The sequence below is a fragment of the Isoptericola maris genome, assembly GCF_048065335.1.
In the GTDB taxonomy this organism is placed as follows: Bacteria; Actinomycetota; Actinomycetes; order Actinomycetales; family Cellulomonadaceae; genus Isoptericola; species Isoptericola rhizosphaerae.
Window position 1 is genome coordinate 637612 of record NZ_JBLUNY010000001.1, and the last position, 25176, is coordinate 662787.

A 25176-nucleotide genomic window follows, 5' to 3' on the forward strand; every position below is an offset into this window, starting at 1 on the left:
GGCACCGAAGGAGGAGGCTCACCGCGTGCTGCACAGTGCCACCGTACACCGAGCGTGCCGTACGTCACGTCGGTGCCCGCAGACGCCGGAGCGGTCACCGACGGGTCCGCAGCGCCGCGTCCACGGACGGGTCGCCCAGGGCGCCGAGCCAGTCGAGCAGCGCCGGGTACGTCGACGGGTTCGCCGCCACGTGGGGGCGCAGGTGCGGCGCCTCCTGGACGATCTGGGCGAGGTCCGCCAGCGGCGTCGTCGGGTCGAGGGCGCGCTCCGGCGTCCAGCGGGAGCCAGGCACGTCCGCCACGGGCTGGAGCACCTGGGTGTGGTCCGGCCGCTGGACCGGCTGGTCGTCGGCGGCCGACCGCGCGGCCTCGACGGGCGCCATCTGCTGCGTCGCGTCCGTCCCGGCCGCCCAGGTGCCGCGCCAGCGCGAGCCCGCGTCGGCAGCGGGCGCGGCGGACGGCGCGGCGACCGGCTGCTGGACGGCGGTCTGCTCGACGCCGGGCTGCCCGGGGCGTGCCACCTCGCCCAGGGGCACCGCTGACGCCATGGGACCGGGTGTCTGCCACTCGCCGGTCGACGTCCCGTCCCGCACCGGCTCTGCCGGCTCGCCCGACCCGACGAGATTCCGGACCGACGGCGGCACGAGCAGCGCGACGAGCACCATCGCCGGCAGCGCGAGCGCCAGCAGGAGTTCCTCGACGTGGGAGCGGGTGCCGACACCGGCACGCGCCACGATGATCACCAGGCCCAGCACGACGATCACGCAGGCGGCGCCGACGGCGGTGGCGTGCGCCGTGCGCGCGTCACGCACCAGGGCGCGCCGCGCGAGGAACGCCATGACGACCACGACCACGCCGACGATCAGGCGCAGGACGGGCTCCACACCGAAACCGAACCCCGGGATGTCCGCCGTCGCCGCGGCGACGAGTCGCACGATCGCGACGAGCGCGACGAACGCCGCCACGACCATGACCAGGTCGAGCGCACGTACCGCGACACGGATCCACCGGGCCGCGCCGATCTCCTCCGGTTCACCGGCCCGCGTCGCCGCCCGCTGCAGGACCACCGGCACGGCGGACGCTGCGACCACCGGCAGCAGGAGCAGCCCGTAGCGGTCCGCGTGCAGGGACTCGACCCAGCCGTGTCGTGCACCGCCGCCCAGCAGCGCGAGCTCGAGCGCGACCGCGCCGCCGACGGCGAGGAGCACCAGACCCGCCGCGTCGTCCTGGTGGCGCAGGAACGCCCCGGCCGTCAGCCACAGGACCCCGACCACGAGCAGCGCGGCCAGCACGCCCCCCACGACGGCCGGCCAGGGCAGACCGTCCACGACCGAGATCAAGGGCGTCAGCACCGCGGCGGCCGCCACCAGCACCGCCGACACGGTCAGTCCCCGGGACGTCGGCAGTGCGGCGGCCAGCACCGCGCCCGCGATGCCCAGCGCGAGGCCTGCCCCGATCCCCCCGTCGCCCACCGAGAACAGGTCGAGCACGACGTAGAGGAGCGCCACGAGGGCGTAGGGGGCGAGCCCGACGAGACGCGCCCGCGGTGCGGCGACGCCCGACCAGCTCTCCGGCACGAGCCCGGCCCGCCACGCGTACGGAGCGGCGACCGCCAGCAGCGCGACCACCGTCGTGAGCACCACCCACAGCAGGTCGCTCCCCCGGAGCGCCACGTCCCACGGCAGCGGCAGCGCCACGAGGAGCGCGACGGCGGCGATGGCGTCGCGCACGATGTCGCGGGTCGGGACGTCCGCGAACGGAGACCGGGGATGAGCGACGTCGGACATGGGTACTGACTCCCTGCATGAGTGGACGACCGAGGGGACCGGTCGGGTCGTTTCTACCCGACTCGACCCCCTCACGTCAGGTCGGGCGTGTCGGCGCGTCAGATGCCGAGCTGGTAGACACCCCAGTACGCGAGCGTCAGCAGCAGCGACACCGACCCGACGACGACGCACCACAGCACGACGGCTGCCGGTGCTGCGCGGGTCACGACGACGTCGCCACCCGCCCGACGTGCCGAGCGTACGTCGGCGATGCGCTGCAGCAGAACCGCTGCCGCCACCGCGGTGGCGACGCCGAGGAGCCGGACGGTCACCCACCCGCCCTGGACGATCACGTCGTTGCGCTGGTAGTCGAACGCGAGGCGCGCGACGAGCAGCAGGTATGCGGCCAGCGCGCCCGTGGTGGCGACGGACCCTGCTCCGAGCGCCACGAGCGAAGGCCCGACGCCCGGCGCGAAGGGCTGCGCCGGGCCGCCACGGCGCCGTCGGGCCAGCGGGACCACCAGTGCCGCGACGCCCCACGCACCGAGCGGGAGCACCACCAGTCCCGTCCCGCCGAGGACCGCCGCCACGACCACGTCCCCGTTGCCCCACCAGAGCGGCTGGGGCACGGGGGCCGCCAGGAAGAGCTGCTCAGGGGTCGCGCCCGCCACCTGCGGTGCTGCGTCCGCCGTTCCCGGCTGGCCCTGGATCCACGCGGCGAGGTCGGGCACGAAGTCGCGGTGCAGCGGAGCCACGCCGCCCCCGGGCACGCCGTCACGCACACGGATCCCGTGATCGGCACCCGCGTAGTAGCGGACGGTGACGGGTGCGTCCCCAGGCCCGGCGGCGGTGTCGGCCAGGACGATCCGGGCCCCCTGCTCGATGGGCATCGACGGGTCGGCGGCGCCGTACACCACCAGCACCGGCGCCGTCTGGGCCGCGAGCCAGGGTCGCACGTCGAAGTCGGCGTACGTGAAGCCGCCGCCGGGGAACTGCATCCCGACCGCCCGCGGGATCGCGCGGAACACCTGGTCGGGCACACGGGTGTTCCGCAGATAGTTGTCGACGGCGTACGCCGCCTGCTCGCGGGGCGGCACGACGGGTGCCGACGTCAGGACCGTGAACGCGATCGTGGGGTCGTCAGCCTGCAGGACGGGCACGATCCAGGTGCCTTCGGACTCGCCGTACAGCCCGACGCGCGCGGGGTCGACGCCCTCGACGGTACGCAGGAGGTCGACCGAGTGGTGGTAGTCGAGCGCCATGGCCTCGTAGTCGCGGTCACGCAGCGAGTAGGTGTCCATCCGCTTGTCGGGCACGAGAGTGACCACCCCGGCGCTGGCGAGGCTCGCTGCCGTCTCCGCGAAGGCCTCCGCGGCCCGCCCGGTGCCCGCACCGTGGACGAAGACGACGCCCGGCCGTCCCGTCATCAGGTCGCCGTCGCCGTCCAGCGGACGGCGCAGCAGGCCGTCGACAGTCGCACCGTCGAGCTCGATGGTCACCGGGTCGGTGCGGACCTCGTGGTCGCCCACCCCGCCCACCTCACCGGCGGCAGCGTCCACGCCGCCGATCGTCGTGTCCTCGGTCGCCGGCACGACGTGCTCCGTGACCGGTTGCGGGTCCCACTGCGGTCCCGCGACGGCACCCGCGACGGCCAGGCCGACCAGCAGCGCTGCGCTCGTCGCGATCGTCCGGAACACCACCCGTCGGATGCTACTCGCCGGAACCGCGCGGCGGGCGGTCGACGCCCGCGGGCGCGGTCAGAAGCCCATGCGTTGCAGCTGCTTCGGGTCCCGCTGCCAGTCCTTGGCGACCTTGACGTGCAGGTCGAGGTAGATGCGCGTGCCGAGCAGCTTCTCGATGCCCTCGCGTGCGACGGTCCCGACCTCGCGCAGCCGCGAACCACCACGCCCGATGATGATGCCCTTCTGGCTCTGCCGCTCCACGAACAGCGTGACGCGCACGTCCAGCAGCGGCCGCCGGCCGGCCTTCTCGTCCCCGCTGCCCTCGCGCTCCACGATCTCCTCGACCGAGACGGCCAGGGAGTGCGGCAGCTCGTCCCGGACTCCCTCGAGGGCGGCCTCGCGCACCAGCTCGGCGATCATGACCTCCTCGGGCTCGTCCGTGAGCTCGCCGTCCGGGTACAGGTCCGGGCCCTCCGGCAGGTGCGCGCCCAGCACCTCGGTGAGCTCGTCCACCTGGAACCCGCCCTTGGCGGACACCGGCACGATCGCCGACCAGTCGAGCTCCATCGACCGGGCGAGCTGGTCGACCGCCATCAGGTGCTCGGCCAGCCGGCCCCGGTCCACCAGGTCCGCCTTGGTCACGACGGCGACCACCGGCACCGGACTGCGCCCCTGCATCAGCGGAGCGAGCTTGCTCGCGATGTACTTGTCACCCGGGCCGATCTTCTGGTCCGCCGGGAGGCAGAAAGCCACGACGTCGACCTCGCTGAGCGTGTCCTGGACCAGGGTGTTGAGCCGCTCGCCCAGCAGGGTGCGTGGCCGGTGCAGGCCCGGGGTGTCGACCAGCACCAGCTGGAAGTCCTCGCGGTGCACGATGCCGCGGATGGTGTGTCGCGTCGTCTGCGGCCGCGCCGACATGATCGCGACCTTCTCCCCGACCAACGCGTTGGTGAGGGTCGACTTGCCGACGTTGGGCCGGCCGACCAGGCAGGCGAAACCTGACCGGTGGGGGATCTCGTGCGTCATGCGGGGACGTCCTTCTGATCGTGCGGCACGACGTCGTCGTCCGCTGCTTCGGGTGTGCTCCTGCGCACCAGGATGCTGGCGACCTGCTTGCGGCGCCCCTCGACGCGCTCGGCCTCGAGGCGCAGCGCGCCGACGTCGGCGCACGCGCCGGCGAGCGGCACCTTGCCGAGCGCCTTGGCGAGCAGGCCGCCGGCGGTGTCGACGTCGTCGTCGTCGAGCCGCAGGTCGAACAGCTCGCCGAGCTCGTCGACCGGCAGCCGCGCGGGCACGCGCCACAGCCCGTCGCCGAGGTCCTCCGGCTCCGGCTCGGGCGCCGTGTCGTGCTCGTCGGTGAGCTCGCCGACGAGCTCCTCGATGATGTCCTCGACCGTGACCAGGCCCGCCACCCCGCCGTACTCGTCGACGACGATCGCGATGTGCGAGCGCCGCGCCTGCATGTCCCGCAGCAGGTCGTCGGCCGGCTTCGACTCGGGGACGAACACCGGCGCACGGACGTGGTCGATGACCGGGCTGTCCTCGGCGGACGGGTCGGCGTCCAGCAGCCGGGCCACGTCCTTGAGGTAGACGACGCCGACCAGGTCGTCCACGGTCCGGCCCACGACGGGGACCCGGGAGAAGCCGGACCGCAGGAACAGGCGCATCGCCTTGCGCAGCGACGTGTCCTCGCTCGTCGTGACCATGTCGGGGCGGGGCACCATGACCTCGCGCGCCAGCGTGCCGCCGAGCTCCAGGGCGGAGCGGAGCAGCTCGCGCTCCTCGGCCTCGATGGCCTCGTTCTCCCGCACCCTGTCGGCCATGTCGCGCAGCTCGTCGGTCTCGGGGGCGGGCGCCTCGCCGGGTGCGCGTCGCCGCGGGACCCAGTCCACGGCCCGGTGGACTGCGGCGAGCGGGCCGCCCAGCGTGATGAGGGCCCGCGCCGGGTGGTGGTGCGCCCACGTCCGCGGGCTGAACCGCAGCAGCAGCACCCCGGCGGCGAGCCCGGCGACGGCGACGCCCAGGAGCGCCTCCCACCACCCGTCGAACCAGTCGGCCAGGAGCAGTGCGAAAGAGCCCACGGCGACGGCCTCCGCGAGGACCCCGACCAGACCCAGGGACACCGGGACGCCCGGGTCGGCAGCCAGCTGCTGCGCACGCCGGATCCGGCGGGTGCGTGCGGGAGCCGCCGGACCGTCGTCGTCCCCGGCGAGCGCCTCGGCGAGAGCGTCAGCCAGCGACGCGCGCGTCACCCGCTGCACCGCCGTCCGCCCCGCGCTGAGCAGCGCCGAGAGCATCAGCGCGACGACGAGCGTCATCCACAGGACGACGTCGGGAGCATCCACCGCGCCCGTCACCGCCCGGCGAGGAAGGTGAGCAGGAGGCGTCGCTGCAGCGCGAACATCTCCTTCTCCTCCTCGGGCTCGGCGTGGTCGTAGCCGAGGAGGTGCAGGATGCCGTGCGTGGTGAGCAGCAGCAGCTCCTCCACCGTCGAGTGGCCCGCCGCCTTGGCCTGCTGCGCCGCCACGTCCGGGCACAGGACGATGTCGCCGAGCGTCCCCGGCGGTGCCTCCTCGCCCTGGCGGCCGGGGCGCAGCTCGTCCATCGGGAAGGAGAGCACGTCGGTGGGGCCGGGCTCGTCCATCCACTGCACGTGCAGGTCCGTCATCGTGGCCGTGTCCACGAACAGGACGGACAGCTCGCTGGCCGGGTGCACGTGCAGGCTGTCGAGAGCGAAGCGGGCCAGCGCCGCGAACTCCGCCTCGTCGACCTCGTGGCCCGACTCGTTGTTGACCTCGATGCTCACCGGCGTCCCCCTCGGTCGTTCCGGCTCCCCCGGCCGGCGCCGTCGCCGCGGGGCCGCGTGGTGTCCCACCGCGCGTAGGCGTCGATGATGTCGCTCACGAGCCGGTGCCGCACGACGTCGGAGCTCGTCAGACGGCAGAACTCCACGTCGTCGACGCCGGTGAGGATGTCCTCCACGACCCGTAGGCCCGACGTCGTGCCACCCGGCAGGTCCACCTGCGTGGCGTCACCGGTGATGACCATCGTGGAGCCGAACCCGAGCCGGGTGAGGAACATCTTCATCTGCTCCGCAGAGGTGTTCTGCGCCTCGTCGAGGACGATGAACGAGTCGTTGAGCGAGCGGCCCCGCATGTACGCGAGCGGCGCGACCTCGATCGTGGAGGAATCGATGAGCTTGGGGATCGAGTCGGGGTCGACCATGTCGTGCAGCGCGTCGTACAGCGGCCGCAGGTACGGGTCGATCTTCTCGCTGAGCGACCCGGGCAGGTATCCGAGCTTCTCGCCCGCCTCCACGGCGGGGCGCGTCAGGATGATCCGGTTGACCTGCTTGGCCTGCAGGGCCTGGACCGCCTTGGCCATCGCCAGGTACGTCTTGCCGGTCCCGGCAGGGCCGATGCCGAACGTGATGGTGTTCGCGTCGATGGCTTCGACGTAGCGCTTCTGCCCGACGGTCTTGGGCCGGATCGTGCGGCCCCGGCTGGACAGGATGTCGAAGGTCAGGACCTCGGAGGGGAGCTGGACGGTCTTGGCCGTGAGCATCGCCACGGACCGCGAGACGACGTCCGGGGTGAGCGGCGTCCCGGACTCGACGACCTCGACGAGCTCGTCCAGCAGCCGGGAGACGATCGCGACCTCGGCGGCCGGGCCGTGCACGGAGATCTCGTTGCCCCGGGCGTGCACGTCGACGCCGGGGAACCCGTCCTCGACCGCGCGGAGCACGGAGTCGCGGCTGCCCAGCAGGGCGACCATCGGTACGTGGGCCGGGACGACGACGCGGTGCTCGGCGGTGTACCCGGCAGGTTGCTGGCCCGGGGGCCGATCGGAGGCGGCAGAGGTCGACATGCTCAGGCGGGGCTCCATCCGAGCTGGGTCCCGGCGATGACGTGCCCGTGCACGTGGAAGACGCTCTGGCCCGCTCGCGGGCCGGAGTTGAAGATGAACCGGTACTGCCCGTCGGCGAGGTCGTGCGCCACGGTGTCGGCGACCTCGACCACCTCGGCGAGCAAGCCGGGGTCCGCCGCGGCGAGCACGGAGACGTCACCGTGGTGCTCCTTGGGCACGACGAGCACGTGCACAGGAGCCTGCGGGTCGATGTCGCGGAACGCGATCACGCGTTCGGTGGTCTCGACGACGTCGGCTGGCAGCTCGCCCGCGACGATCCTGCAGAACAGGCACTCGGGATCAGTGGTGTCGGTCATACCGTCCACGCTACCGCCACCGGCCCAGACGTTCGCTCAGGAGTGCGACGGCGACGGGTCCGGCCGTCGAGGTGCGCAGCACGTGCGGGCCGAGGCGTGCCGCGGTCGCGCCCGCCGCGACGAGCGACGCGAGCTCGGCCTCACCGATCCCGCCCTCCGGCCCCACGACCACGAGCAGCTCGGGCGCGACGGCCCCGGAGGCCCGCTCGGCGGCCGCGGGCAGCGCGACGTCCGCGAGCGCCGTCGTCGCCTCCTCGTGGAGGACGACGACGGTACCCCCGGCGGCCGCGACCTCACGGGTGCGCGCCGCGAGCTGCTTGGTCGTGACGTGCTCGGACACCGCGGGCAGGTGCGCCCGGCGCGCCTGCTTCACGGCGGAGCGCACGGTCGACTCCCAGCGCGCCCGGGACTTCGCGGCCCGGGCGCCTCGCCAGACGACGACGGACCGGTCCGCCTGCCACGGCACGACGGCGTCGGCCCCGACCTCCACGGCCGCCTCGACCGCGAGCTGGTCGCGGTCGCCCTTGGCGAGCGCCTGGACGAGCGTGAGGACGACGCCGGGTGCCGGCTCGGTGGCACGCTCGGCCACCCGCAGGCGGACGTCGGTACCGTCGACCGACTCGACGACGCCGCGCAACCGGGTCCCGCCGCCGTCGACCACGTCGAGGGTCTCGCCGGGTCCGCGGCGCTGCACGACTCCGGCGTGGCGGCCCTCGTCACCGCCCAGGACGTAGACCTCGCCCGGTGCGACCCTGCTCAGGTCGTCCGCCGAGAGGAAGACGGGCGCGCTCACCTCAGCGGCCGCTCAGCTTGTCCTTGAGGCGGGAGAACACACCCGGGTGCGCCGCGACGAGCCGTGGCTCGGGCCGCTCCTCACCGCGCAGGCCGGCGAGCTGGTGCAGCAGCGCAGACTGCTCCTCGCTCAGCTCCGTGGGCACCTGCACCTCGACGTGGATGTTCAGGTCGCCCCGGCCGTTGCCGTGCAGGTGCCCGACGCCGAGACCCTTGAGGGTGATGATCTGGCCCGGCTGGGTGCCCGGGCGCAGGTCGATCTCCTCGGCACCGTCGAGGGTGTCGAGCTCGAGGACCGTCCCGAGCGCCGCCGCCGTCATGGGCACGGGCAGGGTGCAGTGCAGGTCGTCGCCGCGGCGGACGAAGACGTCGTGCGCCCGCTCGCGGATCTCGACGTACAGGTCGCCGGCGGGACCGCCGCCCGGGCCGACCTCCCCCTGGGACGTCAGCTTGATCCGCGTGCCGGTGTCGACGCCGGCCGGGACGTTGACCGTCAGGCTGCGGCGCGAGCGCACGCGACCGTCGCCGGAGCACTCGGCGCACGGCTCGGGGATGACCGTGCCGAAGCCCTGGCAGGCGGCGCACGGCGCCGTGGTCATGACCTGCCCGAGGAAGGACCGGGCCACGCGCTGGACGTTGCCGCGGCCGTGACACACCTCGCAGGTGCGCACGTCGGTGCCGGGCCGGCAGCCGTTGCCGCCACAGGTGCCGCAGACGACGGCCGTGTCGACCTGGAGCTCACGCTTGGCGCCGAACGTGGCCTCGACGAGGTCGATGTCCATGCGTACCAGCGCGTCCTGGCCGCGGCGCGCGCGCGGTACCGGGCCGGAGGCCTGGCCACCGCCGAAGAACGTCTCGAAGATGTCCTGGAAGCCAAAGCCCTGGCCAAAGCCGCCGCCGGCGCCCCCGCCCGGCGCGGTCGGGTCCACGCCGAGGTCGTACTGCTCGCGCTTCTCGCGGTTCGACAGCACCTCGTACGCGCGGGCGACGTCCTTGAACTTCTCCTCGCCGGCAGCCCCGGCGACGTCCGGGTGCAGCTCGCGAGCGAGCTTGCGGTATGCCTTCTTGATCTGCTCGGGAGAGGCGTCGCGCTCGACGCCCAGGATCTCGTAGTAGTCGGTCACAGTTCTCTCTTCGGTGACGTACGCGGTCTGGTCAGGGTTTCCGCGTGGCTCAGCTCGGCAGCACGCGGGAGAGGTAGCGGGCCACGGCGTGCACCGAGGCGATCGTGCCGGGATAGTCCATGCGGGTCGGGCCGATCGAGCCGAGGGACGCGACGGGGTCGCCGCCCGACCCGTAGTCGGAGACGACGACGGATGCCTCGGTGAGGCCGTCCAGCCGGTTCTCGTGACCGATCCGCACACCGACGCCGTCGCTCGACATCTCGGTGAGCAGCCCCAGCAGGATGACCTGCTCCTCGAGCGCCTCCAGCACAGGGCTCAGCCCTTGCTCGAAGGTCGCCTCGGAGCGGGCGAGGTTCGCCGTGCCCGCGAGCACGATCCGTTCCTCGTTCTCCTGGCCGAGGGTGTCGACCACCAGGTCGGCCACGGCACCGGCGACACCCGCCAGGTCCGGGCCGACGGCCTCCACCACGGCGGCGAACGCCACGGGGAGGTCCGCGAGCCGTTTGCCGGCCGCCGCGGCGTTGAACCGGGCGCGCAGCTCGGCCAGCGTCGCCTCGGCCAGCGGGCTCCCGCCGTCGGAGGTGCCGGGCAGCTCGCAGAAGCGCTGCTCGACCCGGCCCGTGTCCGTGATGACGACGACGAGCAGGCGTCCCTCCCCCACGGGGACGATCTCGAGGTGGCGCAGGCCCGACCGCCGCAGCGACGGGTACTGCACCACGGCGACCTGCCCGGTGAGCTGGGCGATCAGCCGCCCGGCCCGCACGAGGACGTCGTCGAGGTCGACGGCCTCGGACAGGAACGTCTCGATGGCGCGCTTCTGCGGGATCGTCAGGGGCCGCACCTCGGCGAGGCGGTCGACGAAGAGCCGGTAGCCGGCGTCGGTGGGCACGCGCCCGGCCGACGTGTGCGGCTGGGCGATGTAGCCCTCCTCCTCGAGCGCCGCCATGTCGTTGCGGATCGTGGCGGGCGAGACACCCAGGCGGTGGCGCTCCGTCAGCACGCGCGAGCCCACGGGCTCCCGCGTCGTGACGTAGTCCTCCACGATGGCGCGCAGCACCTCGAGACGACGTTCCTCGCTCACTCTCCTGCGCCTCCCTCCGCCGAGCACCCTGGCGTTCGTGCGTGGCCGTACCTTTAGCACTCTCGATCGTTGAGTGCCATCCTACGCGTCCCGACGGACAGAACCACGAGTGCCGCCCACCGGCCCGGTGAGGTACCTCAGACCGCTCGAGGGCCTTGCGGTGCGCCGAGAACCGGGCACCTGCCCGATCCACGCGCCTGCCTCACCCGTCGAGGCTGGTCGATGACGGGTCACCCGGCCCGGCACGACAGTCACGGAGGCGATCATGCACCCGATCGAGCACCACACCCTCTACCGCCGCCAGGAGTCCGAGCTCGCCCGACGTGCCGAGCAGGTGCGTCAGGCACGCGAGCGCCGCACCGCAGAGCCGGAGCGCGCCACGGGGCGACGGAAGCCTCGGGCGGACCGTCACCGCCTCACGCTGCTGTGGCGCCGCACGGCGTGAGCACCACCGTGCCCCCCGGTCCGGGGCGACCACGCCGCCACCTGGCACGATGACCAGGTGAGCCTCGAACCCTCTCCGCTGGTGGGCCGCGCCGACCAGCTCGGCACGCTGCGCGGCACCCTGTCGTCGGCCCGGCACGGCCAGGGCGACACGGTGCTGCTGTCGGGCGAGGCGGGGATCGGCAAGACCCGCCTGGTCACCGAGCTGCTCGCCGCCGTCGGCGACGACGTCCTCGTCGTGCGCGGACAGTGCGCCGACTCGGGCTCCGGCCCGGTCCCCTACGCGGGCGTCGAAGGCGTGCTGCGCGAGGTCGTCGCCGCCCTGGGGCCCGCCGACGCCCTCGCCGCCGCCGGCCCGGCCGCGGACGCGCTCGGCGCCGTCCTGCCCGGGCTCGTCGACGTCCGCCCCGACGTCGGCACCGGGCGCGCACCCGACGTGCTGGCCGACCTCCTCACGACGCTCGCCACCGAGCGGCCGGTCCTCGTCGTCGTCGAGGACCTGCACTGGTCCGACGACGTCACCCGCGCCGTCGTGTCCCGCCTGGCCCGCGCGGCACGCACCACCGCCCTGTGCCTGGTGGCCACCTACCGCAGCGACGACGTCGGCCGCCGGCACCCGCTGCGCACCACCCTCGCCGAGCTGGACCGGGCGCGGCTCGTCACCCGGGTCGAGGTCCCGCGCCTCGGTGCGGCCGAGGTCGCCGAGCTCGCCCGGACGGTGCCCGACGGCGGCAGCCCCGTCGCGCTCGACACCACCGCCCTGGCGGATCTCGTCGAACGCTCCGAGGGTGTGCCCTTCTACGTCGAGGAGCTCGCCCGCTGCCTCGACGCGGAGATGCCGACCTCCCTGCGCGACGTGCTGCTGCTGCGCTACTCCCAGCTCTCGGCCGGGGCGCAGGAGTTCTGCCGACTCGTCGCGGCCGCCGGCGCACGGGCCACCCACGACGTCCTCGCCGGCGTGCTGGGCGACGACGCGCTCGCCGCCGCCGAGCCTGCCGCACGCGAGGCCGTGGACGCCCTCGTGCTGCTCGCCGAGCCGGACGGCTACCGGTTCCGCCACGCGCTCATGCAGGAGGCCGTCGACGCGGAGCTCCTGCCGACCGAGCGCCGTCGCCTGCACACCGGGTACGCGCAGACGCTCGCGAGCGGCCCCCGGACCGTGCCTCGGCTCGCCGAGATCGCGGACCACTGGTGGCGGGCCCGGGTCCCCGGCAAGGCGCTCGCCGCCGCGGTCACCGCCCACGCGGCCGCCGGGCACGACGCCGCGGTCTCCACGGCGGCGGCACTCGGCGAACGAGCCCTGGAGCTCTGGGAGCTCGTCGAGGACGCCGAGGCCGTCACCGGCACCACCCACCACGAACTGCTGCTGCGGGTCGCCGACACGCAGCAGCTCGCGACCCGTGCCGACCGCGCACTGACGCTCGGCCGTCAGGCGCTCGTCGAGTGGCCGGCCCGCGACCCTGGCGGACGTGCACAGGCCCTCGGCCAGGTGGCCCTGTACTCGCTGCGCACCGGCGACCCCGCCGGCCAGGACCTGCTGTCCGAGGCGCTCGAGATCGCCCCTGCCGACGACGCGGACACCCGGCTGTGGCTGCTGCGCGCGCAGGCACGCACCGCGATGCTCGCCGGCCGGGCCGACGAGGCGATCGACGCCGCGACGCGCGGTCTCGAGGTGGCGACGGCGTCGGGCGACGCGGTCACCGCGTCGATCCTGCACAACACCCGCGCCGTGGCCCGGATCAACACCGGCGACCTGGTCGCGGTCGACGAGCTCGTGGCGGCCCGCGACCTGGCCGGGGACGACTGGCACGCCGTCAGTCGGTACTTCACGAACGGTTCGGACGCCTTCATCCAGCTCGGCCGGTACGCCGACGCGCTCCGGCTCGCGGCGGAGGGCGCCGACCGTGCCCGCCGCAGAGGTGCGGGCATGGTCAGCCGCACCATGCTCGAGGGGAACGTGGCCGAGGCCCTCGTCATGATGGGCCGGTGGAGCGAGGCCGACGCCTGGTACGAGCAGGCCACGACCCAGGTCGAGCCCAGCACGTTCGCCGTGTACCTCGCCGAACGGTGGACGTGGCTGACCCTGTGGCGCGGTGACGTCGACGGGGCGTTGGCGATGGCCCCCCGCCACCGTCCGGTGTGGATGCGCCACGAGCGCATCGAGACGCAGGTCCGCTACCGGATCCGCACCACGCTGGCCGAGCTGGCCCTCGTGCGCGACGACCTCGACGACGCACTGGACCTCGTCGGCATCGTCACCGACCACCACGATGGCGCCATCCCGTACGCCCTCTCGTTGCTCGGGGTGGCCGGACGAGTGCTGGCCCGCGCCCGCGACGAGGGCCGGGACGTCGACGTCGTGCCCTATCGCGACGCACTGGAGCGGTGCGCCGTGTGGCCCACCCACCCGGTGTGGGAGGCGGTGTTCGACGCCGAGCTCGGCGAGGGGCCCTGGTCGGCCGTCGCTGACCTCGGCCCCGACGACGGCGCGCCGGCTCATCTACGGCCCTACGCCCTGTGGCGCGACGGCCGCGCACGGCTCGACGGCGGCGACACGGCGGGGGCCCGCGGCCTCCTGACCGCCGCCGTCGAGGCGGCCGAGGCGATCGGTGCAGGCTACGTGCGGGACCGGGCCCTCGCCCTGCTCGACGACGCAGGGCCCGCCGTCCCTCGACGTGCGCCGCGTCAGGGCTCCCGGTCCGGCCTCGGCGGCCTGACCGACCGCGAGCGCCAGGTGCTCGGCCTCGTCGCGGAAGGGCTGACCAACGGCGAGATCGCCGAGCGGCTGTACATCTCGCGCAAGACGGCGTCGGTGCACGTCTCGGCGATCCTGCGCAAGCTCGGTGTCGCCTCCCGCACGGAGGCGGCCGTCGTCGCCCGCACCGACTCTCACAGGGACTCGCACACCGCGAAGTAGGGCCGCCTGCCGTCCAGGAGTGCCCGCGGGCCACTTCGCCACCACCGGAGGCACTACTTGACGGTGACGGGGTGTCGGTCACCGCCGCGGCCGCGACCGCTGCCTAGGCTCGCCTGCGTGCACGACCGCTACGGATCCGACGTCCTCGCCACCGCCTCGACCCGCGTGGCGGGCACCCCCGACGGGTCGGCGCACCATCGCCGACGACCCGCGTCACGACCCCAGGCAGCCGAGCCCGGCCTGGTGGTCGAGGAGGTGCAGACCGGCTGGGTGGGCGCCGTCGTCCGCGTGGAGAAGTCCGGCGGGATGCACCTGGTGGTGCTCGAGGACCGGCGCGGCAAGACCCGCTCGTTCCCCCTGGGGCCGGGATTCTGGGTCGACGGGCAGCCGGTCGAGCTCACCGCGCCCGTGACGTCGCGGGCACCCGCCCCACCGGCCCGGACCGCCTCCGGGTCGGTCGCCGTCCACGGCGCGCGGGCACGGGTCGCCCGCGGCTCACGCATCTGGGTGGAGGGCAAGCACGACGCGGAGCTCGTCGAGAAGGTCTGGGGCGACGACCTGCGCGTCGAGGGCGTGGTCGTGGAGATGCTCGACGGGGTGGACAACCTGGCCGACGCCCTGGCGGAGTTCGGCCCCTCCCCGGAGCGCCGTGTCGGGGTGCTGGTCGACCACCTGGTGCCCGGCGCGAAGGAGCAGCGGCTGGCGGACGCCGCGCTACGCACCGTCCGCCCTGGCACGGTGCTCGTCCTGGGACACCCCTACGTCGACGTCTGGCAGGCGGTGCGCCCGGCACGGGTCGGGCTGCCGGCGTGGCCGGCGATCGACCGCGGCACCGAGTGGAAGATCGGCATCCTGCGCGAGCTCGGCTGGCCGGCGTCGGGCCCCGCGGACGTCGGCCGGGCGTGGCAGCGGATCCTCGCCTCGGTCCGGGACTTCCGAGACCTCGACCCGGCCCTGCTGGGCCGGGTCGAGGAGCTCATCGACTTCGTGACGGCGTGATCACAGCATCCCGTCACGCCGGGCGTAGTGGTTGACCTTCTCGGAGATCGACACCACGGCCAGGTAGAACTCGAGCGTGATGCGGGCGATCGCGAGATAGACCAGCGCGATGATCCAGCCGAAGAGCAGGAACCCGATGCCCGCCCACACGCTGTTGCTGAACGCCGCCACGAGCGCGACCAGCCAGCCGAGCGCGATGAGCACCGTCACGATGACGTAGACGATCTTGACGACCTTGGGCGTCACGTAGCTCATGAACGAGTAGTCGAACAGCGCCCCGAAGAATCCCTTGGTGTCGTTGCGGGCCACGTCCGCCGCCGACGACGCCGCACCGGCATAGAACGGGGGGTCGCCCGCGGGCGGCTCGCCGACCGGCCGCTCGCCGATCGGCTGCTGGTACGGCTGGGCCGGCTGCTGGTGAGGCTCCTGGTGGTACGGCTGGTGGGGCGGCTGACCCGGCGGCGGCTGCTGGCCGTACGGGTCCTCCGGCTCTCCGGGGGGCCTCGGCGTGTTCTCGCTCATCGTTCCTCCTCATAGGTGGGCCAGCACCACTCTCGGCCCGCCGGACAGGGCACGCCACCGGTGCGTCCGGTTCGTCCGACATCTGGGAAGCCGCACCGCCCTCTGCCAGGATGGATGCATGACCCACAACCCGCCGCCTCCCGACCAGCACTACGGGCCTCGGCCGCTCTCGCAGCCCGACGAGCGGACCTGGGCGATCCTCGCCCACATCGGCCCCCTGCTGGTGGCGGCGATGACCGGCGGGACGCTCGGACTCCTGGCCCCGTTGATCATCTGGCTCGTGCTCCGCGACCGCAGCGCCTTCGTCGCCGACCAGGCCAAGGAGGCGCTGAACTTCCAGATCACGCTGCTCATCGCGGTCATCGTCGGCTGGGTCACCACCATGATCCTCGTCGGCTGGCTCGTCCTCGTCGCGGCCTGGATCACCGGCCTGGTGCTCGCGATCATCGCGGCGATCACCGTGAACCGCTACGAGCTCTACCGCTACCCGATCATCCTTCGCCTGGTGAAGTGACCGGGTGAAATCTTGTCGCGGCCGTGGAGGCCCGCACCACCAGCCCTGCGCGACCGATAGGTTCGCCCGGGTGCGCCCGGCGCCAGAGAGCGCCATCCGACGATGGAGAGGAATCAGATGACCGAGCAGTCACCCGACCCGAACGCAGGTCAGGACCCCCAGCAGCCGCCCCAGCAGCCCTACGGCCAGCAGCCGCCCCAGCAGCCCTACGGCCAGCAGCCGGGCGGCCCCGTCTCGCCGTCGGACGAGCGCACCTGGTCGATCGTCGCGCACGCCGGCGGCATCCTCGTCGGCTTCGTCGCACCGCTCGTCGTCTGGCTGATCTTCAAGGACCGCAGCCAGCGCCTGAACGACCAGGGCAAGGAGGCGCTGAACTTCCAGCTCACGCTCCTGCTCGCCTACGTCGTCGGGTCGGTCCTGACGATCATCCTCATCGGCGGACTCATCCTCTTCGCGGCCTGGGTCTGCGCCATCATCTTCGGGATCCTCGGAGCGATGGCCGCCTCGCGCGACGAGCTGTACCGCTACCCGTTCAAGATCACGTTCATCAAGTGACGCGGATCCCGGCGCCCGGCGGCATGCCGCCGGGCGCCGGGATCAGGCGGTCAGCTCCCGCACCACGGAGTCGGCGAGCAGCCGTCCCCGCCGCGTGAGCACCGCGCGCCCCTTCACGGCGGCCGTACCGTCCAGCAGTTCCCGGGCCACGAGCCCCGCGACGGCGCGGCGGCCGTCGGCGTCCAGGACTGCGAGGTCGAGCCCCTCAGCCAGCCGGACGCCGAGCATCACCCGCTCGAGGTGCGCCTCCTGCGTGGCCAGCAGCTCGCGTCCAGCACCCGGTGACCTGCCCGCCTCGAGCGCCGCGGCGTAGCGCCGCGGGTGCTTGACGTTCCACCAGCGCACACCGGAGCGACCACCGTCCGCGGCGCCGCCGTCGGCCCTCGAGCGTGCCCCGACGTAGGAGTGCGCACCCGGGCCGATCCCCCACCAGTCGTCCCCGCGCCAGTACGCGAGGTTGTGCCGACAGGCGTGCTCGGACCCCCGCGCCCAGTTGCTGACCTCGTACCAGGCGAGCCCGGCGGCGGTGAGCAGGTCGTCCGCGATCTCGTACTTGGTGGCCTGGTCGTCCTCGTCCGGCAGCCGGACCTCGCCACGACGCACCTGGGCGGCCATCTTCGTGCCGGGCTCGACGACGAGCGCGTACGCGGAGACGTGGTCGACACCGGTAGCCAGCGCAGCCTCCACCGACGCCCGCCAGTCGGCGGCGGACTCCCCCGGCGTGCCGTAGATCAGGTCGAGCGAGACGTCCAGACCCGCCTCCCGGGCCCAGCGCACGACGTCGGGGATGCGGTCGGGGTCGTGGGTGCGCTCGAGGGTGGCCAGCACGTGCGGCACCGCGGACTGCATCCCGAAGGAGACCCGGGTGAACCCGGCCTCGGCGAGCAACGCCAGCGACTCCGGGGTCACCGAGTCGGGGTTGGCCTCCGTGGAGACCTCCGCGCCGGGCGCCAGTCCCCAGGCGTCACGCACGCCGGTCAGCACCCTGGCGAGGTCGGTGGCCGGCAGGATGGTAGGCGTCCCGCCCCCGAAGAACACGGTCGAGACCGGCCGGTCACCCAGGCCTGCGTCGTCCAGCACCCGGGCGGCCAGGTCGACCTCCCGGAGCGCCGTCGTCGCGTACGCGAGCTGCGACGCCCCACCGCCCAGCTCCGAGGCGGTGTAGGTGTTGAAGTCGCAGTAGCCGCACCGCACCGAGCAGAACGGCACGTGGACGTACACGCCGAACCGCGCGCCGTCGTCCGTCGCCGGCCCGGCCACGAAGGAGGGCAGGGCCCCGTCCGCCGGGACGGCCTCGCCGTCGGGAAGAGCGGGCACGCTACTTCTTCTTGTCCTTCGTCTCCTTGCCGCCGGCGCCGTCGGAGGACAGCGCGGCGATGAAGGCGTCCTTCGGGACCTCGACGGACCCGATGTTCTTCATGCGCTTCTTGCCCTCCTTCTGCTTCTCGAGCAGCTTGCGCTTGCGCGAGATGTCGCCGCCGTAGCACTTGGCGAGCACGTCCTTGCGGATCGCGCGCACCGTCTCGCGGGCGATGACGCGGGCGCCGACGGCCGCCTGGATGGGCACCTCGAACTGCTGACGCGGGATGATCTCCTTGAGCTTGGCGGTCATCTTCACGCCGTACTCGTAGGCCGCGTCCTTGTGCACGATGGCGCTGAACGCGTCGACCTGGTCGCCCTGCAGCAGGATGTCCACCTTGACGAGGTCCGCGGCCTGGTCGCTGACGGGCTCGTAGTCCAGGGAGGCGTATCCCCGCGTGCGGGACTTCAGGGCGTCGAAGAAGTCGAAGACGATCTCGGCCAGGGGCAGCATGTAGCGCAGCTCGACGCGGTCCTCGGACAGGTAGTCCATGCCCTGCATGGTGCCGCGACGGTCGGTGCACAGACCCATCACGGTGCCCACGAACTCGCTGGGGACCAGCACCGTGGCCTTGACCACCGGCTCGCGGACCTCCTTGATCTTGCCGCCCGGGAACTCCGACGGGTTGGTCACCTTGACCTCGGTGCCGTCCTCCATCGTCACGTCGTAGACGACGTTCGGGGCGGTCGAGATGAGGTCCAGGTCGAACTCTCGCTCCAGACGCTCGCGCACGATCTCGAGGTGCAGCAGCCCGAGGAACCCGACACGGAACCCGAAGCCGAGCGCGACGGACGTCTCGGGCTCGTAGTTCAACGCCGCGTCGTTGAGCTTGAGCTTGTCGAGGGCGTCGCGCAACGTCGGGTAGTCGGAACCGTCGACCGGGTACAGCCCGGAGAACACCATCGGCTTGGGCTCGGCGTACCCGCCGAGCGCCTCGGTGGCCGGCTTGTTGGCCGTGGTGACCGTGTCACCCACCTTCGACTGGCGGACATCCTTCACACCGGTGATGAGGTAGCCCACCTCGCCGACGCCGAGGCCGTTGGTCTTGATCGGCTCCGGAGCGAGGACCCCGATCTCCAGCAGCTCGTGCGTCGCCCGGGTCGACATCATCTGGATGCGCTCGCGCGGGTTGAGGTCGCCGTCGATCGCGCGGACGTACGTCACCACACCCCGGTAGGTGTCGTAGACGGAGTCGAAGATCATCGCACGTGCCGGCGCGTCCGGGTCGCCCACGGGCGCGGGGACACGCTCGACGATGCGGTCCAGCAGCGGCTCGACGCCCTCGCCCGTCTTGCCCGAGACCTTGAGGACGTCCGCGGGGTCGCCGCCCACGAGGTGGGCGAGCTCCTCGGCGTACTTCTCCGGCTGCGCGGCCGGCAGGTCGATCTTGTTGAGGACCGGGATGATCTCCAGGTCGTTCTCCATCGCCAGGTACAGGTTGGCGAGGGTCTGCGCCTCGATCCCCTGGGCGGCGTCGACCAGGAGCACGGCTCCCTCGCACGCGGCGAGCGACCGGGAGACCTCGTAGGTGAAGTCGACGTGGCCCGGCGTGTCGATCATGTTCAGCGCGTAGGGCGTCAACGGCTCGTCGGCCGTGCTGCCGGCCATCGCCCACGGCATCCGCACGGCCTGGGACTTGATCGTGATGCCGCGCTCGCGCTCGATGTCCATCCGGTCGAGGTACTGGGCGCGCGCGTCGCGCGGCTGTACCACACCGGTGAGCTGCAGCATGCGGTCCGCGAGCGTCGACTTGCCGTGGTCGATGTGCGCGATGATGCAGAAGTTGCGGATCAGCTCGGGCGCCGTGGCGTTGGGCTGGATGCGCTCGCTCAGCGCGGGGGACGGGATGGGCAACGCGTCTCGCTCCGTCGGGTCGGGGCCGGTGGGGATGGGCCTGGTCATTGTCCCATGCCGCCGACGGTCCGGATGGCAGCACCTCGACGGCCCCTGGCAGGCCGAGACCTTCATCTCGGACGCGCCGCCCTCTAGCGTGACGTCATGATCACGGCCGCACCTGTCGTCGACCCCCGCTCCGGTCGCCGCCCCGACGCCGCGGACGATCTCGACCACCTGGCGTTGCTGGGCGGCCTGCAGCAGGCCTTCGCCGTGGACGTCGAGAGCGCGGACCCGGACGCCCGCGTCCCGGCGTGCGGACGCTGGCGAGTCCGGAACCTCGTCACCCACCTCGGGCGCATCCACCACTGGGCCGCAGGCCAGGCCCGTCGCGTGCAGGAGACACCGCTCGGCCGCGGCCCGTTCGACCTCGCGCCGTTCTACGCGGAGCAGGCGGCCGAGGTCCGCGAGGCCCTCGCGACGCTCGGCCCTGACGCCAGGTCGTGGACCCTGCTCGGCAACGGTCCCGCCTCGTTCTGGCGACGCCGGCAGGCGCACGAGACGCTCGTGCACCTGCACGACCTGCGGGCCGCGCGCCAAGGTTCCGCCATCGCCGTCGGGCACGAGGCACCGATCGACGTCGCGGCGGAGGTCTGGGCCGACGCCGTCGACGAGGTCGTCAGGATGTTCGCCCCGCGCCAGGTGCGGCTGGGTCGGATGGACCCGCTGACCGTCGCCGTCGGGCTGGAGGCCACCGACGTCGGCTGGTCCTGGACGCTGGGCGGCGGCACCGGACCGGACGTCGTCGTCCGCGGATCGTCCCGCGACCTCGCCCTGGTGCTCTGGCGGCGCCTCACCCCCGCCGAGGCGGACGTCGAGATCGTGGGCGACGTCGCGGCGCTCGGCAGCGCTCTCGCCGCGCCGATCGTGCCCTGAGGAGACACGGTCTCGCTCGCCACCCGTCCGCTGCCCTGGTTCACTGGACCGCCGACCGGTCCGTCCGCGGTCTCCCCCGGCCGCTTCACCGCCCTGAGGAGCACCCTGTGCCGCACACCGTCACTGTCGAGGACGACGGCGCCGTCGCCGTCGTCACCCTGCAGCGTCCCGAGGCCCGCAACGCCCTCGACCTGACGCTCAAGGAGGAGCTGCTGGCCGCGCTCGGCGAGGTGGGAGCCGATCCCGAGGTGCGCGCCGTCGTCCTCGCCGGCGCCGGCCCCGCCTTCTGCGTCGGTCAGGACCTGCGCGAGCACGTCGCGTCGCTCGACTCGGGTGCCTGGGCCACCCAGCGCACCGTCGAGCGGCACTACAACCCCATCGCGGAGGCGCTGACCACGATGCCCAAGCCGGTCGTCGCCGCCGTGCACGGCGCGTGCGTCGGGGCAGGCCTCGGCATCGCCCTGGCCTGCGACCTGCGGGTGCTCGCCGACGACGCCGTGCTCGGCACGGCGTTCGGCGGCGTCGGCCTGACGTTCGACACGGGGCTGTCGGCCACGCTCACCTGGGCGGTGGGAGCGGCGCGAGCCCGCGAGCTGGTCCTGCTCGGCGACACGTTCGACGCCCGGAGCGCCGTCGCGTGGGGTATCGCAGGGCGCGTCGTGCCCGCCGAGGACGTGCTGACGACCGCCCGCGAGCTCGCGGGGCGGCTCGCTGCCGGCCCGACGCTCGCCCACGCGGCGTCCAAGCGACTCGTCGCCGCGGCGACGACCCAGCCGTTCGCGGAGACGTTGGCGGCGGAGGCCGAGGAGCAGGAACGCCTCGGACGGTCTGCCGACCACCGCGAGGCGGTCGACGCGTTCCTCGCCCGTCGCCGCCCGACGTTCGGCGGGCGGTGACCGGACCTACTCCCAGGTCGCGGTGGCGGGGTCGATGCCGTGGGTCCGGGCGTTCGCGTCGACGATGCGCCGGAACCACGAGGCAAGACCCGGGCGGACGCCGTCGTAGTGAGCCGCGAAACCCGGCTCCGCCTCGAACCGGCGCGCGAGGCAGACCTGCATCTGCCGGCTGAGGGGGAAGCACGAGGCCGAGAAGACCTCGCGGTGCCGTTCGGCGAGCCGGTTCGCCTCGGGACCACCCGGGACGACGCCGTCGTCCATCGCCTCACCGAGCGCGACCTCGACGCCGGCCAGGGCGTCAGCCGCGCCCTGCCACTCCTGCGGACCACGAGAGGCCGAGCGTTCGGCGTAGCGCAACCACTCGGCCGTGTCTCCGTAGCGCCGGCGCGCCTCGGCGGACCAGCCCGGGTCCCAGCCCGGGCCGAGGATCGCGGCCTGCTGCTCCGCGGTTAGCACCAGGCCCCGCTCGTGGGCCTCGATAAAACCGTCCAGACCGACGCCGAGCTGCCGGAGTCGCTCGGCGCGGGCGGCGACCTCGGCACGCTGCGCCCGCAACGCGGCGGGCACGTCCGTCGTCGGACCGTCCAGGACCGCACGGACCGCGTCCAGCCCGAGGCCGGTCTCGCGGTAGACGACGATCCGCTGCAGGCGTTCCACGTCGTCCGCCGTGTAGAGCCGGTACCCCGCGGCGGTGCGCGCGGACGGGCGCGCCAGGCCGATCTCGTCCCAGTGGTGGAGCGCGCGGACCGTCACCCCCAGGCGGGTCGCGACCTGGCCGACCGTCAGGCCGTCGGAGGGCGCGGGCGGGGCAGCAGGCATGCTCCTCAGTATCACCGCCCGTCGCCGTCCCCGGCGTGCGTCGGCCCGGTGATACCGATGTCCGCGAGGTTCCGCGCCTCCTCGCTGTCCCCGTCGTACTGCTTCGCGGCCGTGAGCACGACCCGCGCGTTCTCGGGCGTGATCACCTCCACGTCCCGGGTGTTCCACGGTGTGTCCCGGGGCCCGTGGACCCCGTGCGGTCGCAGGGCACGGCAGGCCTCGGCCACCTCGTCGACCTGGCTCAGCACCCCCGCGAAGCTGTAGCTCATGGCCGGCGGCTCCTCCGGGACGCTCGCCGCGGTGACGAGCAGCACGTCCTGGAACGTCCACCGGCGCAGATGCACCAGGACGCCGGGGATGCCGAACAGCTCGAAGAACCCGAGCCCTCGGACCCAGAAGTCGGTCGAGCCGGCAAGATCGGTCGTGGGAACCGTCACGAACGCCGGCATCCCGTAGATGCCGCGGAACGGCTCCGGCGGGACGGCGTCAGGGCCGGGGGCGGGGACAGGGCTGATCTCGAACGCGTGGTAGAAGGTCATGCGCCCACCCTCCGGCCTCACGCCGCGTGAGGGTCAAGCTATGCTGCCCGCGTGAGAATGCCCCGCTGGTCGACGCTGCGACGTGCGGCTCGAGTCCTCGGTTCCGCGATCGGCGCCCGGCCTCGGGGCCGGCGCACCCCGGTCGGCACGACGTCGCGGTCCGGCGGCCCGGCAGCGAGCGCCCCGACGGCGCGAGGGACCTACCCGGGGGACTACGACCGCGCCGTCCGCGCCAGCTACTCCCCGCGCCCCGACGGCGCACCGGACCCGGGCGAGATCGTCTGGACGTGGGTGCCCTACGAGGAGGACGCCACCCAGGGCAAGGACCGGCCGGTGCTGCTCGTGGGCCGCGACGGCCCCTGGCTGCTCGGCCTGCAGCTCACCAGCCGGGACCACGACCTCGACGCCGCTCAGGAGGCCCGGCACGGCCGGTACTGGATGGACATCGGCAGCGGCCCGTGGGACCGCCGGCGGCGACCGAGCGAGGTCCGGCTGGACCGGGTGATCCGTGTAGACCCGGGGGCGGTGCGCCGCGAGGGCGCCGTGCTGGACCGGCACGTCTTCGACCGGGTGGCCGAGGCGATGGCGCGAGGGGCCTGAGGCTGGTAATCTAGTGCGCTGCGTGTCCGCCCAGGTCGGCGGGCACAGCCACAGTTCCTCTCCACGGGTCCCCACCCCAGTCCCGGAGCTGCGGCCGCCCTCTACGACCTATCCGCTCGCCGTCAGGCGAACACACCAGGAAGTACTCCAGTGGCAAACATCAAGTCCCAGATCAAGCGCAACAAGACGAACGAGAAGGCTCGTCTGCGCAACAAGACCGTCAAGTCGGAGCTGAAGACGCACATCCGTAAGGTTCGTGCCGCCGTCGCCGCCGGTGACAAGGAGGCCGCCTCGGCTGCCCTGCAGACCGCGACGCGCAAGCTCGACAAGGCCGTCTCGAAGGGTGTCATCCACTCCAACCAGGCGGCCAACCGCAAGTCGGCCATCGCGAAGGCTGTCGACTCGCTCTGAGCTGACACCGAACGCTGGTGCGAGAGGGCGCCGTTCCCGGACGGGACGGCGCCCTCTCGCTGTTCCAGCGCCCGCGCCGTCAGCGCATACCACGGGCGCGCGCGATCGTCAGGACGGCCTTCTCGACCGCGTAGACCGGGTCACGCCCCCCGCCCTTGACGTCCGCGTCGGCCTGCGCCACCGCCGCGATCGCCGCGGCCAGGCCTTCCGGTGTCCACCGGGAGAGGTCTCGGTTCGCGTTGCGCACCTGCCACTCCTGGAGCCCTTGCTCCCGCGCCGTCGTCGAACCACCACGGATCGCCGCGACCCGAGCGAGAGTACGCAGCCGCAGCGCAAGAGCCGCCACCACCGGCACCGGGTCCGCCCCGGTGTCCAGGGCGTGCCGCAGGAGCGCCACCGCTGACCCGGCGTCCCCCGCCACGGCGGCGTCCGCCACCTTGAACCCCGTCGCCTCGACGCGCCCGCCGTAGTAGCGGTCGACGGTCGCCTCCCCGATCGTGCCGGTGGTGTCGGCCACGAGCTGAGCGCACGCCGAGGCGAGCTCGCGCAGGTCGTTGCCGAGGGCGTCCACCAGGGCACGCACGGCCGCGGGCTCAGCCCGCCGCCGAGCAGCGCGCAGCTCACCGGAGACGAACGCCACCTTGTCGGCGTCGCGACTGATCGCGTCACACTGCAGCACCGGCGCGCCGGAGGTTGTGATGGCGTCGAGCATCCGTTTGCCGCGGTTGCCGCCGCCGTGCACCACGACGACCAAGCCCTCCGGGTCAGGGGCCGCGACGTAGTCGACCAGGTCGGCCACCAGGTCCTCCGTGCACGCCTCCGCGCCGCGGACCACCACCACCTTGGCCTCGCCGAACAACGACGGGCTCGCGGCGACCGTCAGCTCACCGCCGACGTAGGCGGCGGCCTCGAGCTCGACCTTCTCGATCTCCGGGTCGCGCGACCGCGCGAGGTCCACGACACCGTCGACCGCGCGTTCCGCGAGGAGTCCCTCCGGTCCGCGCACGAGCACGACCGGGGCGAGCGTCGGGTCGTCCCAGGGCCGGGTGTTCGCCGAGGCCTTCGGGCGCCGCGCTGGGCGAGGACGAGAAGAGGTCGATGGCACGGGCCCAGCCTGCCAGACCGCACCGACAGTCGGCGCGGCCCGGCAGGCAGGGCGAACGG

At 73.3% G+C, this 25176-nt stretch carries 25 protein-coding genes; 9 read left to right on the forward strand and 16 right to left on the reverse strand.

Going from position 1 to position 25176, the window contains the following annotated elements; translation table 11 throughout:
- Positions 1-94: 94 nt before the first annotated feature.
- The 10 genes from ACH5HR_RS03225 to hrcA form a co-directional block, all read right to left on the reverse strand.
- Positions 95-1786 (reverse strand): DUF7937 domain-containing protein, encoded by a 1692-nt coding sequence (locus ACH5HR_RS03225; RefSeq protein ID WP_416476206.1) that lies wholly within the window; start codon positions 1784-1786, stop codon positions 95-97.
- Positions 1787-1884: 98 nt separating this feature from the next.
- Positions 1885-3462 carry an alpha/beta hydrolase family protein gene (locus tag ACH5HR_RS03230; protein ID WP_416476208.1) on the reverse strand — a complete coding sequence of 526 codons (1578 nt, stop codon included), beginning with the start codon at positions 3460-3462 and terminating at the stop codon, positions 1885-1887.
- 60 nt (positions 3463-3522) lie between these two features.
- Complete coding sequence (gene era, locus ACH5HR_RS03235) at positions 3523-4473, reverse strand: GTPase Era (protein WP_402371216.1); 951 nt, start codon at positions 4471-4473, stop codon at positions 3523-3525.
- Complete coding sequence (locus ACH5HR_RS03240) at positions 4470-5792, reverse strand: hemolysin family protein (RefSeq protein WP_402371214.1); 1323 nt, start codon at positions 5790-5792, stop codon at positions 4470-4472. The genes era and ACH5HR_RS03240 overlap by 4 nt, the downstream gene beginning before the upstream one ends.
- 8 nt (positions 5793-5800) lie before the next feature.
- Positions 5801-6253 (reverse strand): rRNA maturation RNase YbeY, encoded by a 453-nt coding sequence (ybeY, locus tag ACH5HR_RS03245; RefSeq protein WP_402371212.1) that lies wholly within the window; start codon positions 6251-6253, stop codon positions 5801-5803.
- Complete coding sequence (locus tag ACH5HR_RS03250; protein WP_402371210.1) at positions 6250-7314, reverse strand: PhoH family protein; 1065 nt, start codon at positions 7312-7314, stop codon at positions 6250-6252. Before ACH5HR_RS03250 ends, ybeY begins: the two co-directional genes overlap by 4 nt.
- Positions 7315-7316: 2 nt before the next feature.
- Positions 7317-7670: an HIT domain-containing protein gene (locus ACH5HR_RS03255; protein ID WP_402371207.1), complete on the reverse strand. Its 354-nt coding sequence runs from the start codon at positions 7668-7670 to the stop codon at positions 7317-7319.
- 10 nt (positions 7671-7680) lie between these two features.
- Positions 7681-8463 carry a 16S rRNA (uracil(1498)-N(3))-methyltransferase gene (locus ACH5HR_RS03260; RefSeq protein ID WP_402371205.1) on the reverse strand — a complete coding sequence of 261 codons (783 nt, stop codon included), beginning with the start codon at positions 8461-8463 and terminating at the stop codon, positions 7681-7683.
- A 1-nt stretch (position 8464) separates the two neighbouring features.
- Positions 8465-9586: a molecular chaperone DnaJ gene (gene dnaJ / locus ACH5HR_RS03265; RefSeq protein WP_402371202.1), complete on the reverse strand. Its 1122-nt coding sequence runs from the start codon at positions 9584-9586 to the stop codon at positions 8465-8467.
- 49 nt (positions 9587-9635) lie between these two features.
- Positions 9636-10667 (reverse strand): heat-inducible transcriptional repressor HrcA, encoded by a 1032-nt coding sequence (gene hrcA / locus ACH5HR_RS03270; RefSeq protein WP_416476211.1) that lies wholly within the window; start codon positions 10665-10667, stop codon positions 9636-9638.
- Positions 10668-10932: 265 nt separating this feature from the next.
- Between hrcA and ACH5HR_RS03275 the strand changes: the two genes are divergently transcribed.
- The 3 genes from ACH5HR_RS03275 to ACH5HR_RS03285 all read left to right on the forward strand — a co-directional run bounded on the left by ACH5HR_RS03275 (position 10933) and on the right by ACH5HR_RS03285 (position 15027).
- Positions 10933-11112, forward strand: coding sequence for a hypothetical protein (locus ACH5HR_RS03275; RefSeq protein ID WP_416476212.1), 180 nt, complete (start codon positions 10933-10935; stop codon positions 11110-11112).
- 57 nt (positions 11113-11169) lie between these two features.
- Positions 11170-14028 carry a helix-turn-helix transcriptional regulator gene (locus ACH5HR_RS03280; RefSeq protein ID WP_416476214.1) on the forward strand — a complete coding sequence of 953 codons (2859 nt, stop codon included), beginning with the start codon at positions 11170-11172 and terminating at the stop codon, positions 14026-14028.
- Between the two features lie 117 nt (positions 14029-14145).
- Positions 14146-15027 carry a DUF3097 domain-containing protein gene (locus ACH5HR_RS03285; protein WP_416476216.1) on the forward strand — a complete coding sequence of 294 codons (882 nt, stop codon included), beginning with the start codon at positions 14146-14148 and terminating at the stop codon, positions 15025-15027.
- On the opposite strand, the gene ACH5HR_RS03290 is transcribed toward ACH5HR_RS03285, so the two are convergent.
- Positions 15028-15549: a DUF4282 domain-containing protein gene (locus tag ACH5HR_RS03290; RefSeq protein WP_416476218.1), complete on the reverse strand. Its 522-nt coding sequence runs from the start codon at positions 15547-15549 to the stop codon at positions 15028-15030. It abuts the gene before it with no gap.
- A 118-nt stretch (positions 15550-15667) separates the two neighbouring features.
- On the opposite strand from ACH5HR_RS03290, the gene ACH5HR_RS03295 reads away from it, so the two are divergent.
- Positions 15668-16063 carry a DUF4870 domain-containing protein gene (locus tag ACH5HR_RS03295; protein WP_402371189.1) on the forward strand — a complete coding sequence of 132 codons (396 nt, stop codon included), beginning with the start codon at positions 15668-15670 and terminating at the stop codon, positions 16061-16063.
- A gap of 117 nt (positions 16064-16180) precedes the next feature.
- The gene (locus ACH5HR_RS03300; RefSeq protein ID WP_402371187.1) at positions 16181-16618 is read left to right on the forward strand and encodes a DUF4870 domain-containing protein; all 438 of its coding nucleotides are present in this window, start codon (positions 16181-16183) and stop codon (positions 16616-16618) included.
- Between the two features lie 42 nt (positions 16619-16660).
- On the opposite strand, the gene hemW is transcribed toward ACH5HR_RS03300, so the two are convergent.
- Both hemW and lepA read right to left on the reverse strand, forming a co-directional pair.
- The gene (hemW, locus tag ACH5HR_RS03305) at positions 16661-17935 is read right to left on the reverse strand and encodes a radical SAM family heme chaperone HemW (protein ID WP_416476220.1); all 1275 of its coding nucleotides are present in this window, start codon (positions 17933-17935) and stop codon (positions 16661-16663) included.
- Between the two features lies 1 nt (position 17936).
- Positions 17937-19880: a translation elongation factor 4 gene (gene lepA / locus ACH5HR_RS03310; protein ID WP_416476222.1), complete on the reverse strand. Its 1944-nt coding sequence runs from the start codon at positions 19878-19880 to the stop codon at positions 17937-17939.
- A 96-nt stretch (positions 19881-19976) separates the two neighbouring features.
- Here lepA and ACH5HR_RS03315 point away from each other — a divergent pair, with 96 nt between their 5' ends.
- Together ACH5HR_RS03315 and ACH5HR_RS03320 are read left to right on the forward strand one after the other, a co-directional pair.
- Complete coding sequence (locus ACH5HR_RS03315) at positions 19977-20747, forward strand: maleylpyruvate isomerase N-terminal domain-containing protein (RefSeq protein WP_416476224.1); 771 nt, start codon at positions 19977-19979, stop codon at positions 20745-20747.
- 107 nt (positions 20748-20854) lie between these two features.
- Entirely contained in the window at positions 20855-21643 is a 789-nt protein-coding gene (locus ACH5HR_RS03320) for an enoyl-CoA hydratase/isomerase family protein (RefSeq protein ID WP_402371177.1), read from the forward strand.
- A gap of 6 nt (positions 21644-21649) precedes the next feature.
- Here ACH5HR_RS03320 and ACH5HR_RS03325 read toward each other — a convergent pair whose 3' ends face one another.
- Together ACH5HR_RS03325 and ACH5HR_RS03330 are read right to left on the reverse strand one after the other, a co-directional pair.
- Positions 21650-22462: a MerR family transcriptional regulator gene (locus ACH5HR_RS03325; RefSeq protein ID WP_416476225.1), complete on the reverse strand. Its 813-nt coding sequence runs from the start codon at positions 22460-22462 to the stop codon at positions 21650-21652.
- Positions 22463-22473: 11 nt separating this feature from the next.
- A complete protein-coding gene (locus ACH5HR_RS03330) occupies positions 22474-23001 on the reverse strand; it encodes a VOC family protein (RefSeq protein ID WP_402371173.1) in 528 nt (175 codons plus the stop codon).
- A 57-nt stretch (positions 23002-23058) separates the two neighbouring features.
- Here ACH5HR_RS03330 and ACH5HR_RS03335 point away from each other — a divergent pair, with 57 nt between their 5' ends.
- Positions 23059-23601 carry a type II toxin-antitoxin system PemK/MazF family toxin gene (locus ACH5HR_RS03335; RefSeq protein WP_416476409.1) on the forward strand — a complete coding sequence of 181 codons (543 nt, stop codon included), beginning with the start codon at positions 23059-23061 and terminating at the stop codon, positions 23599-23601.
- Positions 23602-23751: 150 nt separating this feature from the next.
- Positions 23752-24012, forward strand: coding sequence for a 30S ribosomal protein S20 (rpsT, locus tag ACH5HR_RS03340; RefSeq protein ID WP_402371171.1), 261 nt, complete (start codon positions 23752-23754; stop codon positions 24010-24012).
- Between the two features lie 79 nt (positions 24013-24091).
- Here the strand turns inward: rpsT and holA are convergent, their stop codons facing one another.
- Entirely contained in the window at positions 24092-25117 is a 1026-nt protein-coding gene (gene holA / locus ACH5HR_RS03345) for a DNA polymerase III subunit delta (protein ID WP_416476227.1), read from the reverse strand.
- Positions 25118-25176 lie beyond the last annotated feature (59 nt).